Here is a 14,973-nt window from a genome sequence, read left to right on the forward strand (position 1 = left end):
TGAATTAACAATACAGCTAATTATTATATGGATAATGAACTTGTAGATAAATTAGAAGGTGCAACATTAGAGCCCTATTTACTCTTGTCAGAAACTGCGGATCCAGAATGGTTCCGACAGCTAATGAAGGATGAAGGCGTAGAGGTAGTTTTAGAATGGCGTTATTACTATGCTTATAAAGATGCCATCCGAATTATCGATTTTGTAGAAACCAGCGGAATTTATGATGCTTGGGTCGTGCTATTGCCTAAGGCTGCCCAGACGACAGCGGACAAGATAAGAGAAAAATACCCTAAAATATTGGGTGATTTTGCAGAAGCAGAAGAGCGATTTTTAAGAGGTTTACCTCCGAATCTTTTGGTGCAAGCGTTGGCTTCCGAACGAATGAAGGACCTTAGCTTAGTGTTAGCGAAACAAATTCTGAAAGAGCAACAAATTGAATTTAGCGAAGAAGAAATAAGAAACTTCAAGCAAAAATTAAGAACGCAAAACGCTAAACAAAATTCAAAAATAGGCTTAACAAAAGTCTTTATTTGGGTATTTTTAGTGGTGGTAATCCTTGTTTATCTTTGGTTAGTTGGATTTTTCCGTTTCTAAGCTTATTCTTTTACAGAATGCTTTGGCACGACTTTTTAAGTTCAAGAGCAACGCACTAAATTGTAAAATAGGTGAATTTTTTCATTCCTAAAATCAGTATAATGAAAACAAGAACGTTATTTTTATTTATTTTATGGATACCCGTTCTTCTTTTGGGACAAGAGGAGGCGATTGATTATGCAGAAGGAAGAGATACTTACCATCAATTTGAAAATGGACAGGTTGCTTATTTGTTGGCAGATCGAGTCAATATAAGGGATAAAGCTTCTACGGAAGGAGCTATTATTGCTAACTTGGGTATAGGAACAGCGGTAACTATTGTGAGGCGATCCAGTTATTTACTTCGATTAAATGGCTTTGAGACCAATTGGTATAAGGTCTTGTTTGAAGATCAGGGCATTGAAAAAAAAGGCTATGTTTGGGGTGGCTTGATTGCGGAAGGAAGGGTTCAATCGACTAAAGATAAAACGATACATTTTTTGTATGGCATCGCATCTTACAAAAAACAAAGCAATGAAACTTATCCCAAGTATCGGTTGAAGTTACAAGTTCGAGCTTGTCGGGCGAACCAAGAACTAGCAAAGCTAGAATTCGAAACGTCAGGTTTTTTAGAAATTTTCCATGGTTTTGGAAATTATGGAGATAGAGGCTTGAAAAAAATACAAGATGTACTCGAATTTAACGAAAGCCAAGAAAGGTGTGCAGGGTTTAATGGTAATACCGTAATTTTTTGGGATGGAAATGTTTTACACAAAGTAGTCACGCTTTATCCTGGTAGTGATGTCCCTTATTATGCAACGGATGATTTGATTTTTCCTGCTGATAAAGGTGGCGTTGCGGGGCAAATTATTAGAGACCAGCAGGAAGGTTGGTACGATATCGACAAGGAAAAAGACATTGTAGAAAGCCATAAAAAGGTAGCATATATTTGGACGGGGAGTAGCTTAAAACAAACTAAGGTTTTAGCGGACAAAAGCACAGATTAGTGAGTAGAACAAGAGCCAACGAATCCGTTTGTAATCTGTTATCAAAAAAAAGAAGCTGCTAGAATTTCTAGCAGCTTCCAATGTACACCTAAATAAACCAATCGTCCAACTTATTTTTTTACAAACTTTTCATTGATGACGGTGTTTCCCGAAGTATATTTCAAAATATAAGTACCTTGACTTAGGGTAGAAATATTTAAACTAACAGAAGTAGTCGAAACCGTTTTAGACTGAATATTTTTACCATTAAGGTCTAAAACTTCTAGGCTGGCCTCAGCATTGTTTGGTAAACGCACATTTAAAGTTGAGGTAGCGGGATTTGGAGTAATTTGCAATTGATTTGACGGTTCTAGCTCTCCATCTAATCTTGCTTTTGCATTGTCTTGATCCACTGTCGAAGTTGCTTTCTTAGAAGTGCTACTTGATCCAGAGCTAGAGCCTGCGGCACCTGCTGGCAAACACAATAATTTTTCACAGATTTTACATTCCTTGTCAATTAATCCTAATTTAACACAATAATCCACACTATTGGGGCAACAAGTCAATTCTAAGGTAGGAGGGAATTGTAAATCTAAGGAAATCGTTTGATTGACAACTGTTGGTACAGGGAATTCATAGACAATCTCTGCGGAACCACTAGTGCTTGGTCCTGTAAATGTTGGTGTTACTCCTGCGATTATAGGCAAGTTGGTGATTTTTCCATACTTAGAAATATTAGCAGGATCACATTTGATGCATTCAGAATTCGCTGATGACTCGTAATAAGGGATGGATACATTTAGTTTTGAAAGTGGAACACCTGCCGAGTTTACATTAACATCAACAGAGGTAGCCCCTGAACTGGGAATTGAAGAACTAGCTCCAATTAGTTTGAGATCTTTGTTGTCACAAATACAATTGTCACAGCAATCGTATAAGATCGAATCCAAGAAAATACCATAACCAACCGTTCTGTTATAAGTTAGGGTTACTGTGGTTAAAGGGGTTGGACCAAATTCTACCCAGCCCAAGGTGTTGTTAACTCCGAAGGGAGGTGTCAATGTTCCAGCTACGTTATTAAACATTGGACCTGCGGGGCTAATAGAGGGGGATATGCTTGTAAACATAGGGCTAGTTGTCATTGTTTCCGTAGGAGGGGTAGAGGTTGGACCATAATCCAAGTCATTTACCTTTAGCTTTAGGTTACAGACAGGGTGTAAAAAATTAAGGGTAATCGTAACGGTTGTTGTTGGATCAGTACCCGTACTAGATGGAAAAAGGGCACTCGTCCCAGAGAGAGAATGCGTAGATGGGTTAGAAGTTAACTCAATAACATTTTGAATACCACAGGCAGCCGCTCCTGTGCTACTGCTGTTGCTATTGGTGGCTACCCAGCCAAAACTATTGGCATAACCTTGGGCATTTACAGAAATACTTGCTGCCATTAGAAATAGAGCAGCCAAAAAGATTTGAATTGATTTCATAAAATTGGTTTTACAAAGTACGGGGCAAAAATAGGAATGAACCATTTAAAGCATGAATCTACCTAGAACGATAAGTTTAATGTCTAATGCTGTCTATATTGGGGCAGATCAATAACTTTAGTTAGTGATTCCTCGTGTCATGCTTAGTTTGCCTTGTACTCCGTTAGTTTTAATAAAAATAGTACTTGGCAAGTCGGGAATAAAAATAAAAAAGGGGTGACTTGCTATTTCTCTTTAAAGATAAGACTGGGGAAATGAAATATAATTCAAAATTAATATTCGTAATTGTTAGATGATTATTCGTTAACTACAAGCCCTTATTCGTAATAAATGCAAAAGAGCCATCCCTTTTTAGGAATGACTCTTCATTTTTTAGTTGTTGTAAGCAAGTTGATTCATCAACCTATTTTTTGACAAATTTTTCATTGATAATAGTTGATCCTGAGGTGTATTTTAAAATATAAGTACCTTGACTTAGGGTAGAAATATTTAAACTTACAGTAGTTGAAGACACCTTTTGGGATTGTATATTTTTCCCATTTAGGTCTAAAATATCTAGATTCGCTTCCTTTTCATTAGGAAGGGTTACGGTTAAGGTAGACATGGCAGGATTTGGGGTAATTAATAGTTTCGCAGAAGGGCTCGGTACACCATCTAATCTCGCTTTTGCATTATCTTCAATGATGGTAGAAGTTGCTTTTTTAGGCGTGACACCTAATCCTGTAGAACTGATGTTATTTAAGCACAATAGCTTTTCACAGATTTTACAATCCTTATCGATTAATCCTAATTTAATGCAGTAGTTAACCTTATTTGGACAACACTTAAGCGCTAAGGTTGGAGGGAATCTTAGGTTTAATGTAATACTGTGAGCAATAACCGTTGGTGTACTAAATTCGTAGACGATCTCCGCAGAGCCACTAGCAGTTGGTCCCGTAAATGTCGGTGTTACCCCTGCAATAGTAGGTAAGTTAGTGATTTTACCATACATAGAAATATTAGCAGGGTCACACTTGATACATTCTGTATCCGCTAAAGATTTATAGTAAGGAATGGATACATTTAGTCTTGAAATAGGAACCCCTGAAGAACTAATGCTAACCGTTGCAGAAGTTATCCCTGAGTTTGGAATGCTAGAAGTTCCAGCTAACTGAATGTGCTTGTCATCACAAATACAGTTTCTGCAGCAATCGTAAGTTAGAGAATCTAAAAACGCATGGTAGCCTGTTATTCTGTTGTAGGTTAAGGTCACAGAACTGATAGGAGTTGGACCAAATTCTACCCAGCCCAAGGTGTTGTTAACACCAACAGGAGGTGTCAAGGTTCCTCCAACATTGTTGAATAGGGGACCTGCTGGGCTAATAGAAGGCGCAATACTCGCAAACATCGGGCTAGTGGTCATTGTCTCAGCAGCAGGCGTAGTAGCAGAACCATAATCTAAATCGTTTACTTTTATCCTTAAATTACAGACAGGTTGCGAAAATCGAAGCCTAATGGTAATAGCGGATGTTGTATCACTTGTGGTAATTGGAAGCCTAGCACTTGTTCCATTTAATGTGTGAGTGGCTGGACTAGAAGAGAGTTGAATAAAATTCTGAGTTCCACAGGCCGTAACGGTTGTGCTACTGGTATTGGTGTTTGTTCCTACCCACCCAAAGTCACCAGCATAATTTTGAGCAGTTGTAGAAGTACTTGATGCTATAATGAATAGAGCAACCAAGAAAATGTGAATTGGTTTCATAAAAATGGTTTTAATAGTGAGGTAATTAATAATGAGCAACCCTGCTCTATAAGGTTGGGAATGAGGAGGGTATGCTTGTTTTTGTAAAGGTAAGAAAAAAAATAAATTATAATTGATTTGTAAATAATATTTGTAATAATTTTATTTTTAATGGAATGTAAGTCAGTGTTTTGGGTTGTTGTTAGTTTTGGGGAGATGAGTAGGCTGAAAAAAGAATAGCCACCCGAAGGTGGCTATTTTACTTACTTAAAGGCTGGAAAGGAATTGGATTTAGCTTAAGTTGGGGGGGATTGGGATGAAAGGAGGGCATTAATTATCGTTTACTTACCAATACGTCAGGGTATTTGTTGCCTTCTCTACTTTTGGTAATCCAAGGAGGGATGGTATATCCTGAGCTACCATTATAACTCACAGCACCATCTTCTTGGATACTATAAGACCAGTTGTGGTATTTTTGACATTGAAAACTACAATTGCCAAATTTTAAACTATAGACCAGTTCCCAACCTTTTTTGGTTCGTTCAATGTGTATATCATTGCCATCACCATAAGGCAACACTTCTTCTATGGAGCCAATTCCCTTTTCTACAAAGAAACGCATCATTAAGGCGGGAATATTGATAGGCGTTCTAGACTGTAAAACCAAGGCAACTCGCTCTTCATCTATATGGACTAATTTAGAAATGCTTAAATCATGGGCTCTAATAATGGCATTAATTTGGCTATTTCCTGTGGTATCTTCCCGATGTTTTAACGGTTTTAACCAAGGGGCATCATGTTCTGCAATTAGGATAATTTTTTCTACATTGGGGACAGGAAAAGTTCGAATATAATACTGGTTGACCATTGTATCAACAGCGCTGTAATTACTGGTTCTTACTGCTACCATGGCATTGTAAATAGCTTGAACCAATTCTTCAGGGATCTGTACCGTTTGTTGAGAAATTCGCAACTCTTTATTTAATAGTCGGATAGAGATTCGTGCGGCATCTCTTTTGTAAATTTGTTTCATATATAGAGGCAGCCTAGAATCGTCTACAAAAAAAGTAGGCAAATTATCCAAAATAGATTTTTTGTGTTTTTTTAAGAAACGGGGTCTTGTGTGCCTGTTTTGGCTGTAATTATTTTCGGTGATTCCAAAAACAAAAAACAAAATAAAGAAATAGGAGATGTTAGGAAGTATTTTCATAATCGTCTTATTTTTAGTAACCAATTGGACAGAAATAGAATGACCGAGTAAAGTAATACATTCAATTATTCGCCAAATAAAAAAAGGTTATCACCGAATTCTCAATCTTTTTAAAAATTCTGTTTATTTCTATGAAAATTTGCGTTGGAAAACTTATATTATTACATCATGGATCAATTAAAAAAATAAGAATAATTACCAATTGATTCGCTGACAATTCTTTAGTACATAAAAAGGCTAAAGAACCAAAAAAACCTTGAGAAGTTTTACAACTACAATAGACTTTCTTAGCGTTGATGATTTGCTCATTTGAAACCTAATTGGTTTTGAGTTGGCAAATCACCAAAACGGAGACGACAATTTGTAAGCAATTAAGGTGTTTGTAGACCAATTTAATTTTTGTCCTAGAAAGAAGCTAACTTCGTGATGGCTAAGTAGTGCTTGTTTGGGATGGTTCAATCCTAGAACAAATGCTATCTTTTTATGCGATGCTAATCATTAGTTAGACCGCATTTTTACGAAGTAATGATGAAGTGGCAAATCATAATTTAAATAAAAAAACGGATGACCCCGAAAATAAGCATTACGATTCTTACAATTATATTAACTAGTTTTTTGATGTGCCAGTCGGACCGCCCCAACAGGGCCTTATTAGCCCGACAAAAAATAACACAGGATTCTATTGCAAAAGCAGAAGCAGCAGCTCGTTTATTAGCAGAAGAACATCGCAAAGCAGCAGAAGCTTGGGTTAATCAGGAAATGAGCAAAATGGATAAAAATGCTCGTTTGGGACAGTTGTTTATGGTGGGAGCTTATCCCCCCAAAGGAGCGAGTGACGAAAGAAAAATTTTACATGCTATTGATAGCCATAAAATTGGAGGAATAATATTTTTTAGAGGGCATCAAGATAGAATTGCACTATTGACCAACCGCTACCAAAAGCGTTCAAAAGTCCCTTTGATGATGGCAATGGATGCCGAATGGGGAACGAACATGCGAGTAAGTGCTGCGGTCAAATTTCCTCGTCAGTTGTTAATGGGAGCAATACAAAACAATGCTTTGATCTATGATTTTGGAAAGGCGGTTGCAAAAGAGTGCAAAGCCATGGGAATTCATGTGAATTTCGCACCTGTGGTAGATGTTAATAATAACCCTGCTAATCCTGTAATTGGAGATCGTTCGTTTGGCGAAAACCGAGAAAATGTCACCGCAAAATCATTTCAATACATTAGTGGTTTACAAGATCATGGGATAATGGCTTGCGCCAAGCATTTCCCAGGTCATGGAGATACAGATGTAGATTCGCACAAAGATCTGCCTGTTATTTATCACGACATGAAACGCCTAGATAGTATTGAGCTTTATCCTTTCAAAAATTTAGCACAACATGGAGTACAAAGCGTTATGGTCGCTCATTTGCATATTCCTGCCTTAGATTCTACGCCTAATTTGCCGATCACACTTTCTAAACCCGCTGTAACTGGATTACTCAAGGAAAAATTGGGCTTTAAAGGCTTGATTTTTACGGATGCTCTCAATATGAAAGGGGTAACCAAGCATTTTAAGGATGGGGAAACAGATTTAAAAGCATTGTTGGCAGGAAATGACATTCTTTTGGTAACACAAGACATTCCCAACGCTAAGAAACGAATTTACGAGGCCGTTGACAAAAAATTGATTAGCTGGGAAGAAATTGATCGCCGAGTGCGGAAAATTTTGCGGGCTAAATTTGAATTAGGATTAAATAACTACAAGCCTGTTAATGCAAATAATGTTGCGAGTCGCTTAAATGTTCAAGAAAATAAAGCGTTAAAACAAGAAATGGTCAGCCAAGCACTGACTTTGATTGATAAAAATTCTATTCTCCCTTTGGGCAAAAAACACGTAGCTTGTATAACGGTAGGAACAGGAAAAAGAGAAACAGATTTTACCAAAGAACTATCTCGGTATGGAATCAAACATCATCATTTTGCCAGAAATAAGGTTGCCCAAAACAGAATCCAGCAATTGGCAAAAAAAGATGTGGTGATTGTTGCGGTTCATAATATTGGAAAAAACATTAAAAACAATTTTGGAGTCGCACAGGGCATTCAAAGTGCCGTTCGTGCATTGAGTGCCAGAACAAAGGTTTTGGTGGTCAATTTTGGAACGCCTTATGCACTTAAGAATTTTCCAACGGCACAGGCTGCCGTAGTGGCTTTTAATGACGAATCGTTAACTCAAAAATTAACTGCGAGGGCTGTTGCAGGTGCTTTGCCATTTAGGGGGCGTTTGCCTGTTTCTGCATCGCCTCAGTTTCAGTATGGCATGGGAAAAGATACCGAAGTACAAAAAATGATGTATGCTGCTAGCCCAGAATCTGTGGGGCTTAGCTCTAAGACGTTATCAAGAATCGATCACATTGCTGCTGAAATGATTCAGCAAAAAGCGGCTCCTGGCTGCCAAGTATTGGTGGTCAAAGATGGACAAATCGCATTTCATAGAACCTATGGTCACTATACCTATCGACGCAAAAAGCGTGTGAAGTTAGAGAATGTTTACGATTTGGCTTCGGTTACTAAAGTAGCGGCTACGACCATCTCTATCATGCGTTTGGTGGATGAAGGAAAACTAGATATTAACCAACCTTTGAGTTTTTATTTGCCAGAGTTAAGAGGAACCAATAAATCTAGGATGACGATCAAGGATGTACTCTTGCATCGAGCAGGGCTAAAACCTTGGATTCCTTTTTATACCAAAACCTTAGACGACAACAAAAAGCCAATTATGGGGCGTTATTATGCTACAGAACAACAGCCCGATTATCAGGTTCGAGTAGCTGAAAATCTTTATTTTGCTGCGAGTAAGACAGACTCTGCCATTTGGCAGCGGATTTATGAGCAAGATTTGCGTTCTCAACGAAATTATAAATATAGTGATTTAGGATTTTATCTTTTTTCTAGGTTGATAAAACAAGTGACAGGTAAAACTATTGACGATTATGCCAGTGAGACGTTTTATCGCCCAATGGGATTAACTTCTACTACGTTTAATCCTTTGAGAAAGGGCACGCCAAAAGATTTGGTGATTCCTACAGAGGACGATCAATATTTTAGATACCAAGTTGTTCAAGGAGATGTACACGATATGGGGGCTGCCATGTTGGATGGTATTTCAGGGCATGCAGGATTGTTTTCCAATGCGCAGGATTTAGCGGCTATTTTCCAAATGCTGGTTAATGGAGGGGAGTATAATGGAAAGCGTTATTTGAAGGAAGCCACTGTGAAAAAATTTACAGCAAAATTTAGCAATCAATCTAGACGAGGTTTAGGATTTGATAGAAAGGAAGAAAGCCCAAAGCCAAAAACTTCTATTAATGTTGCTTATCAAGCATCTGACCTAACCTTCGGGCATCAAGGCTTTACGGGAATAGGTGCTTGGGGAGATCCTAAAAATAAAATCGTGTATTTGTTTTTATCAAACAGAACATTTCCTTCTGGAGAAAATATGACTTTGATTCGTCGTGATATTCGCTCTCGAATGCAGGAGGTGGTTTACGATGCCATTCTGAAATAACTACTTGCATCTACATTAAATTTAAAAAAAAAGGTAACCGCAAATCCATTTTGTGGTTACCTTTTTTATTGATGCAGAACTATTGAGTTTATTCTTTTAGACTCAGTAAAACTGCTCCGCCTCCATTACCATTGCAGGCACCAGGAGTATAGTGTTTTACTCCATGACATCGAGCAACACAGGCATTGCTATAGGTTACGCCATTAATTCCACAAACTGGATCATAGACCATGGGGCAGTAGCAATTAGCCGAGGTTAGTTCTTGTTGAGATGAATTAGAAGATGATTTTTCCTGCCAGCTTATAAGAGTCGTCATTGAGGCAGCAAGTAATGTTAGCATAAAAAAAGAAATTTGCTTTTTCATAATAAATTGAGGTTATAATGGTTAAATAAGAATAATAGAGGATAAATTTTTGTTACGAACTTTCTTCTTGTTAGCAGTCTTCATAGAAGCTATTGAAGAGTCCAAAGATTTGGTAAAGAGTTACTTACTTAAAAGAAAGGGAAAAGCTGTAGCATTAAGAATCAATGAACCAGTTAATTTAGTACCATCTAATGAGAATACTCCAGAGAAATAATTGGTTCCTATTTTTTGGTTTGGGATACTAATGGTCGAACAATCTGCGTTCAGTTCTCCAGAAAGGGTAACCGTTTGCCCAACTACATTAAAGGTAACCGATAGAGCTTTTTCGGATTCTCCTGCATCCAATACACAAGTAATTGTTCCATAAGTGGGGTCGTCGCCATCGTAACTTCCAAGCCTACTGTCTCTACAGTTTTCTTTTTTACAAGCAACAATAAGCAAAAGGTAAATACAAAAGGTAATTAAGCTTAATTTTTTCATGATGTTTAATCTTAGTTGTGAATAGATATTTGATAAAAAGGAATTTGTTCTTTTGTTTGTAAGTGGCTGTTTATTAGTAGTGATAGCCATTGTTTACAGTTGTAAATATCTAAGAATAGAGCTAGTTTTGCAATTCTGTTATGCAAAGGGGGGATAGCTTTCTGTGTACTTGTGTTTTTCTTCTGCAAAAAAATAAGCGTTAACCCGTCTTTATGGATAAAAAAAATCCCTGCCGAAAATGAGCAAGGAGCTTAGTAAGTTGTTGATAATTAGGTGATTTTGCGTTGAGGGCTTAAGCTTTGATCTTTTTAAAAAAGGCGGCTCTATAGGTTTCAGAGATGGGGATAAGCTGATCAGAAATACGGATTCTACTGCGTTCTATAGAGTCTATTTTGGCAAAGGCAACCATATAAGATTTGTGCACTCTTGCTACTAGATTAGCGGGGAGTATTTGTTCCAATTCTTTGAAGTTTTGCAAGGTCATGATTCTTTTTTTTGTGGTGTGAATTCTTCTGTAATCTCGCATTCCTTCAATATAAAGGAGGTCTTCAAACATAATTTTCTCTAGGCGATTTTCGGTTTTTATAAAAATAAAATCCCGATTGATGGTTGAAGGCTTGGAACTTATATTTTCGCAAGCTTTGTTGACTGCTTGCAAAAAACGCTCAAAAGTAAATGGTTTGAGCAAGTAATCGGTAACATTTAATTCATAGCCCTTGAGTGCATATTCTTGGTAAGCTGTTGTAAAGATGACTTGACTATTAATGGAAGAATTTTCAAGCAATTCTATCCCCGATAGCTCATCCATATTGATGTCTAAAAACAGCAAATCTACGGCGTTATTTTTAAGATAAAGTAGCCCATTCAGTGCATTGTCAAAGGTAGCAGACAAGTTTAAAAATGGGATTTTATGGACAAAAGACGCAGTTCGTTCAAGCGCCAAAGGCTCATCTTCAATAATAATACAATTGTATTTTCTCATAATTTATCGTACTGTTTGCAGCCTTAAAAAGACCTGATACAAGTCCTTTTGATTGCTAATATTTAATTGGTGTTTTTTTTGGTAAATTAGATTTAGACGTTTTTGAATTAAGTGATTACCAATGCCATTACTTTTTGTTTGCTTTTTTCGGCTGCTATCAAATTTATTTTTACAAACCAAGGATATAGCATCCCCTTCAATTTTAATGACAATATCAATTGCATTTTTTATTTTTTTATTATTGGTATGCTTAAAAGCGTTCTCGATAAATGAAATAAATGCCATCGGGGCAATGGTTTGATGTTGAGGATTGCCTATTACTTCAAAATTTACATAATCCGAGTTAGAGGTTCTTATTTTTTGCAATTCGATATACTTTTGGATATACTCAATTTCGTGTGCCAATGGAATTTTATCTGTTTTGGTTTCAAAAAGCATAAACCGCATAATATCAGATAGTTTGTTTAAATACTTAGAAGCTTCCAAAGCATTTTTTAACATTAAAACATCAATATTATTAATCGTATTGAATAAAAAATGAGGGTCTAATTGGGCTTTAATTAAAGCTAATTCCATTTCGTGATTTTTTTGCCGCAGGCGATCCTTAAGCTTTATTTCTTCCAACCAAGTTAAGCAACCTTTTAGTATGAGCGCTATGGCACCACAAGCCAAGGAGACAAAAAACATAACCAGCAAACCATCGGGCGAATTTTTTTTGCAAATTCCGAATGTAGGGGTGACATCCCGTATAAAGGAGAGGCTAAGCACTCCTAAAGTTACCGCCAGAAGCGTGCTGAATATCCCATATACGATGGATAGAGCAATTTTTCGTTGGCGCAAATAATTTGGAAACACCCCAAAATAAAAAAGATAAAAGCTTGTCATTGATGGAACTAAGATAAATCCACAAAGTAGTTCCATATAGAAAGCAAGGCGTGATTCTGGGACATTACCCCTAAAATAAATGCCTAACATAACCATTAACAAAAATAGAAAGCCTCCCCAAAAGATTAAATGCAACACAATGACAAACGGTTTTTTCATCTCTAAGAATTTTGAGGTTAATAAAAGTTAAGATCAACTATTGTCACCAATTTCAAAAATCTATTCTGCCAATGGAGTAAAAATATCTGCAAACGATTTGTAGGGTAAATAAATTAAAGAATGCTTAATTCATTTGTATTTAATTTTCATTGCTCAATGATGCCTTTTTTTATTAAAAAACTAAACAAGCAACGGAGTATTATTATGATATGGGTCATAAAAATTAACGTGAATAGTCCCTAATTTTGAAATAGAAAGAACAACCACAAACGTTGGTGTTTAATTTATAAAAAATAACTCTTTGGGTGATCAAAGAACTAAAAAAATAAGACATGAGAAAAATATGGGCCTTGTTTGCAATGGTGATTGTATTATCATTTGCCATACTTAGTTGGGTAGGTACAGAAATTTATCAACAGCAGCCCCCGATTCCTAATCAGGTACTTGTTGAACCAACAGGAACGATAATTTATTCGGGAAAGGATATTCAACGAGGACAAAATGTTTGGGAATCCATAGGAGGGATGGAAGTCGGATCTATTTGGGGACATGGGAGCTACGTAGCTCCCGATTGGACAGCAGATTGGATTCATAGAGAAGCCGAATTTATGCTTGATGCTTGGGCTAGAGAATTAGGCGCAACAACTTACCAAGCATTAAATGAAGAACAACAAGCACAACTAAAGGCTAGATTGATTAAAGAAATCCGAACCAATACCTTTAAAGAGAGTAATGGAGGAACCATTACTTTATCAGCAGCTAGGTATGCTGCAATACAAGCGAATGTGGTTTATTATAGTTCCATTTTTAGAGATGGGAGGGATGAGTATGCAATACCTAAAAATAGCTTGACCGATTCAGCTAATTTAGCAGATTTGAACGCTTTTTTATTTTGGACTTCGTGGGCAGCGAGCACCAATAGACCCGACCAATCGATTACCTATACCTCTAACTGGCCGCATGAGCCACTTATTGACAATACCATATCAACAGATGCACAACTTTGGTCTGGTTTTTCTATTATTTTACTCCTGTTATTCATTGGGCTATTGGTGTTGTATCAACTCAAAAAGAAGCATGAAAATCTTGATATTCCGAATACTGATCCTTTGGTTGGTTTACAATTAGTGGCTTCCCAAAAGGCGGTCTTAAAATACTTTTTTGTTATTAGCTTATTAATTGCCTTGCAAGTTTTGTTGGGGGCATTGACTGTTCATTATACGGTAGAGGGAACTAGCTTTTTTGGGGTAGACCTTATTGCGGAGTTCTTTCCATATAGCGTTACCCGAACATGGCATACGCAGCTAGCTATTTTTTGGATTGCAGCAACTTGGTTGGCGACAGGCTTGTTTTTTGCACCAATCATTAGCGGTCAAGAGATGAAATTTCAAATCTTTGGCATTAATTTTTTATTTGGAGCATTGTTGTTGATTGTGTTAGGTTCAATGTTTGGAGAATGGCTAGGCATCCATCAATTTTTGGATTTGACCACTAATTTTTTCTTTGGGCATCAAGGTTATGAGTACATGGATTTGGGAAGATTTTGGCAATATATTTTAGCCATAGGATTAATTTTGTGGATGTTTATGGTAGGTCGTCATATTGTCTACGGAATCAAACAAAACAACGAAGCAAAGCACTTGTTAATCCTTTTTTTGATAGCGGTAATTGCGATTGGGATGTTTTTCTTTTCGGGGCTTATGTATGGAGAAAACAGTAGTTTGCCCGTTATTAATTATTGGAGATGGTGGTTGGTACACCTTTGGGTAGAAGGATTTTTTGAAGTATTTGCAACCGTTGCCATTGCTTTTATTTTTACAAAAATGGGCGTCATTTCTTCAAAAACAGCAGGGAGAGCTTCTGTTATATCGGCTATTATTTTCTTGGCAGGAGGAATTGTAGGCACCCTTCATCATCTTTACTTTTCGGGAACGCCTGTTCATGCAATTGCGCTAGGTGCTACCTTTAGTGCCCTAGAAGTCGTTCCATTAACGCTTGTTGGATTTGAAATATGGGAAAATTGGGAGTTGCTAAAAAGCAAACCATGGATGGAACGCTATAAATGGCCCATTTACTTTTTTATAGCTGTCTCGTTTTGGAATATGATTGGAGCAGGCGTATTTGGCTTTCTAATTAATCCTCCTATTGCCTTATATTATATTCAGGGATTAAACACAACTCCTGTTCATGCTCACACGGCTTTATTTGGGGTGTATGGGATGCTCGGAATGGGATTTATTGTGACCTGTTTGAGGCTTTGTTCTTCCCGTAAATGGGAAGCATTAGAAAATAAGAAACTTAAAAGAGCTTTTTGGATGCTAAACATAGGATTATTAGCAATGGTCTTGATTAGTTTGTTGCCAGTAGGGATTATTCAAGCCCAAGCATCTATAGAACATGGTTATTGGTATGCAAGAAGCAGTGAACTGCTTTATTCGCCTTTAGTTCAAACCTTAAAATGGCTAAGAATGATAGGCGATGTTCTGTTTTCTATTGGAATTTTCTATTTCTGTTGGTTTTGCATTTCAGAAACTTTTTATTGTTATAAAAAACAGCAGTAACAGCATTGTTG

At 37.0% G+C, this 14,973-nt stretch carries 11 protein-coding genes; 4 read left to right on the forward strand and 7 right to left on the reverse strand.

Annotated features, from left to right (window positions below):
- Window positions 1-27 precede the first annotated feature (27 nt).
- Complete coding sequence (locus tag AsAng_RS06770) at window positions 28-597, forward strand: hypothetical protein (RefSeq protein WP_264792037.1); 570 nt, start codon at window positions 28-30, stop codon at window positions 595-597.
- A gap of 101 nt (window positions 598-698) precedes the next feature.
- Window positions 699-1,583, forward strand: a complete 885-nt coding sequence (locus AsAng_RS06775) for an SH3 domain-containing protein (RefSeq protein WP_264792038.1) — start codon at window positions 699-701, stop codon at window positions 1,581-1,583.
- Window positions 1,584-1,693: 110 nt separating this feature from the next.
- Here the strand turns inward: AsAng_RS06775 and AsAng_RS06780 are convergent, their stop codons facing one another.
- The 3 genes from AsAng_RS06780 to AsAng_RS06790 all read right to left on the reverse strand — a co-directional run bounded on the left by AsAng_RS06780 (window position 1,694) and on the right by AsAng_RS06790 (window position 5,976).
- Complete coding sequence (locus AsAng_RS06780; RefSeq protein WP_264792039.1) at window positions 1,694-3,046, reverse strand: T9SS type A sorting domain-containing protein; 1,353 nt, start codon at window positions 3,044-3,046, stop codon at window positions 1,694-1,696.
- Between the two features lie 403 nt (window positions 3,047-3,449).
- On the reverse strand, window positions 3,450-4,787 hold the full coding sequence (locus tag AsAng_RS06785; protein WP_264792040.1) for a T9SS type A sorting domain-containing protein: 1,338 nt from the start codon (window positions 4,785-4,787) through the stop codon (window positions 3,450-3,452).
- Between the two features lie 313 nt (window positions 4,788-5,100).
- Window positions 5,101-5,976: a hypothetical protein gene (locus AsAng_RS06790; protein ID WP_264792041.1), complete on the reverse strand. Its 876-nt coding sequence runs from the start codon at window positions 5,974-5,976 to the stop codon at window positions 5,101-5,103.
- Between the two features lie 564 nt (window positions 5,977-6,540).
- Between AsAng_RS06790 and AsAng_RS06795 the strand changes: the two genes are divergently transcribed.
- Window positions 6,541-9,531 carry a glycoside hydrolase family 3 N-terminal domain-containing protein gene (locus AsAng_RS06795; RefSeq protein ID WP_264792042.1) on the forward strand — a complete coding sequence of 997 codons (2,991 nt, stop codon included), beginning with the start codon at window positions 6,541-6,543 and terminating at the stop codon, window positions 9,529-9,531.
- Window positions 9,532-9,619: 88 nt separating this feature from the next.
- Here the strand turns inward: AsAng_RS06795 and AsAng_RS06800 are convergent, their stop codons facing one another.
- From AsAng_RS06800 to AsAng_RS06815, 4 genes are all read right to left on the reverse strand, one after another.
- Entirely contained in the window at window positions 9,620-9,871 is a 252-nt protein-coding gene (locus AsAng_RS06800) for a Kazal-type serine protease inhibitor family protein (RefSeq protein ID WP_264792043.1), read from the reverse strand.
- Between the two features lie 144 nt (window positions 9,872-10,015).
- Window positions 10,016-10,375, reverse strand: a complete 360-nt coding sequence (locus tag AsAng_RS06805; RefSeq protein ID WP_264792044.1) for a hypothetical protein — start codon at window positions 10,373-10,375, stop codon at window positions 10,016-10,018.
- Window positions 10,376-10,667: 292 nt separating this feature from the next.
- Window positions 10,668-11,357, reverse strand: a complete 690-nt coding sequence (locus AsAng_RS06810; RefSeq protein ID WP_264792045.1) for a LytR/AlgR family response regulator transcription factor — start codon at window positions 11,355-11,357, stop codon at window positions 10,668-10,670.
- Window positions 11,358-11,360: 3 nt separating this feature from the next.
- The gene (locus AsAng_RS06815) at window positions 11,361-12,401 is read right to left on the reverse strand and encodes a sensor histidine kinase (RefSeq protein ID WP_264792046.1); all 1,041 of its coding nucleotides are present in this window, start codon (window positions 12,399-12,401) and stop codon (window positions 11,361-11,363) included.
- A 332-nt stretch (window positions 12,402-12,733) separates the two neighbouring features.
- Here AsAng_RS06815 and AsAng_RS06820 point away from each other — a divergent pair, with 332 nt between their 5' ends.
- Window positions 12,734-14,962, forward strand: a complete 2,229-nt coding sequence (locus AsAng_RS06820; protein ID WP_264792047.1) for a nitric-oxide reductase large subunit — start codon at window positions 12,734-12,736, stop codon at window positions 14,960-14,962.
- Window positions 14,963-14,973 lie beyond the last annotated feature (11 nt).

The organism is Aureispira anguillae (assembly GCF_026000115.1).
GTDB lineage: Bacteria > Bacteroidota > Bacteroidia > Chitinophagales > Saprospiraceae > Aureispira > Aureispira anguillae.

Coding starts and splice junctions, on each gene's coding strand:
- AsAng_RS06770 (WP_264792037.1), top strand. CDS start 28: ATGGATAATGAACTTGTAGATAAATTAGAAGGTGCAACATTAGAGCCC.
- AsAng_RS06775 (WP_264792038.1), top strand. CDS start 699: ATGAAAACAAGAACGTTATTTTTATTTATTTTATGGATACCCGTTCTT.
- AsAng_RS06780 (WP_264792039.1), bottom strand. CDS start 3,046: ATGAAATCAATTCAAATCTTTTTGGCTGCTCTATTTCTAATGGCAGCA.
- AsAng_RS06785 (WP_264792040.1), bottom strand. CDS start 4,787: ATGAAACCAATTCACATTTTCTTGGTTGCTCTATTCATTATAGCATCA.
- AsAng_RS06790 (WP_264792041.1), bottom strand. CDS start 5,976: ATGAAAATACTTCCTAACATCTCCTATTTCTTTATTTTGTTTTTTGTT.
- AsAng_RS06795 (WP_264792042.1), top strand. CDS start 6,541: ATGACCCCGAAAATAAGCATTACGATTCTTACAATTATATTAACTAGT.
- AsAng_RS06800 (WP_264792043.1), bottom strand. CDS start 9,871: ATGCTAACATTACTTGCTGCCTCAATGACGACTCTTATAAGCTGGCAG.
- AsAng_RS06805 (WP_264792044.1), bottom strand. CDS start 10,375: ATGAAAAAATTAAGCTTAATTACCTTTTGTATTTACCTTTTGCTTATT.
- AsAng_RS06810 (WP_264792045.1), bottom strand. CDS start 11,357: ATGAGAAAATACAATTGTATTATTATTGAAGATGAGCCTTTGGCGCTT.
- AsAng_RS06815 (WP_264792046.1), bottom strand. CDS start 12,401: ATGAAAAAACCGTTTGTCATTGTGTTGCATTTAATCTTTTGGGGAGGC.
- AsAng_RS06820 (WP_264792047.1), top strand. CDS start 12,734: ATGAGAAAAATATGGGCCTTGTTTGCAATGGTGATTGTATTATCATTT.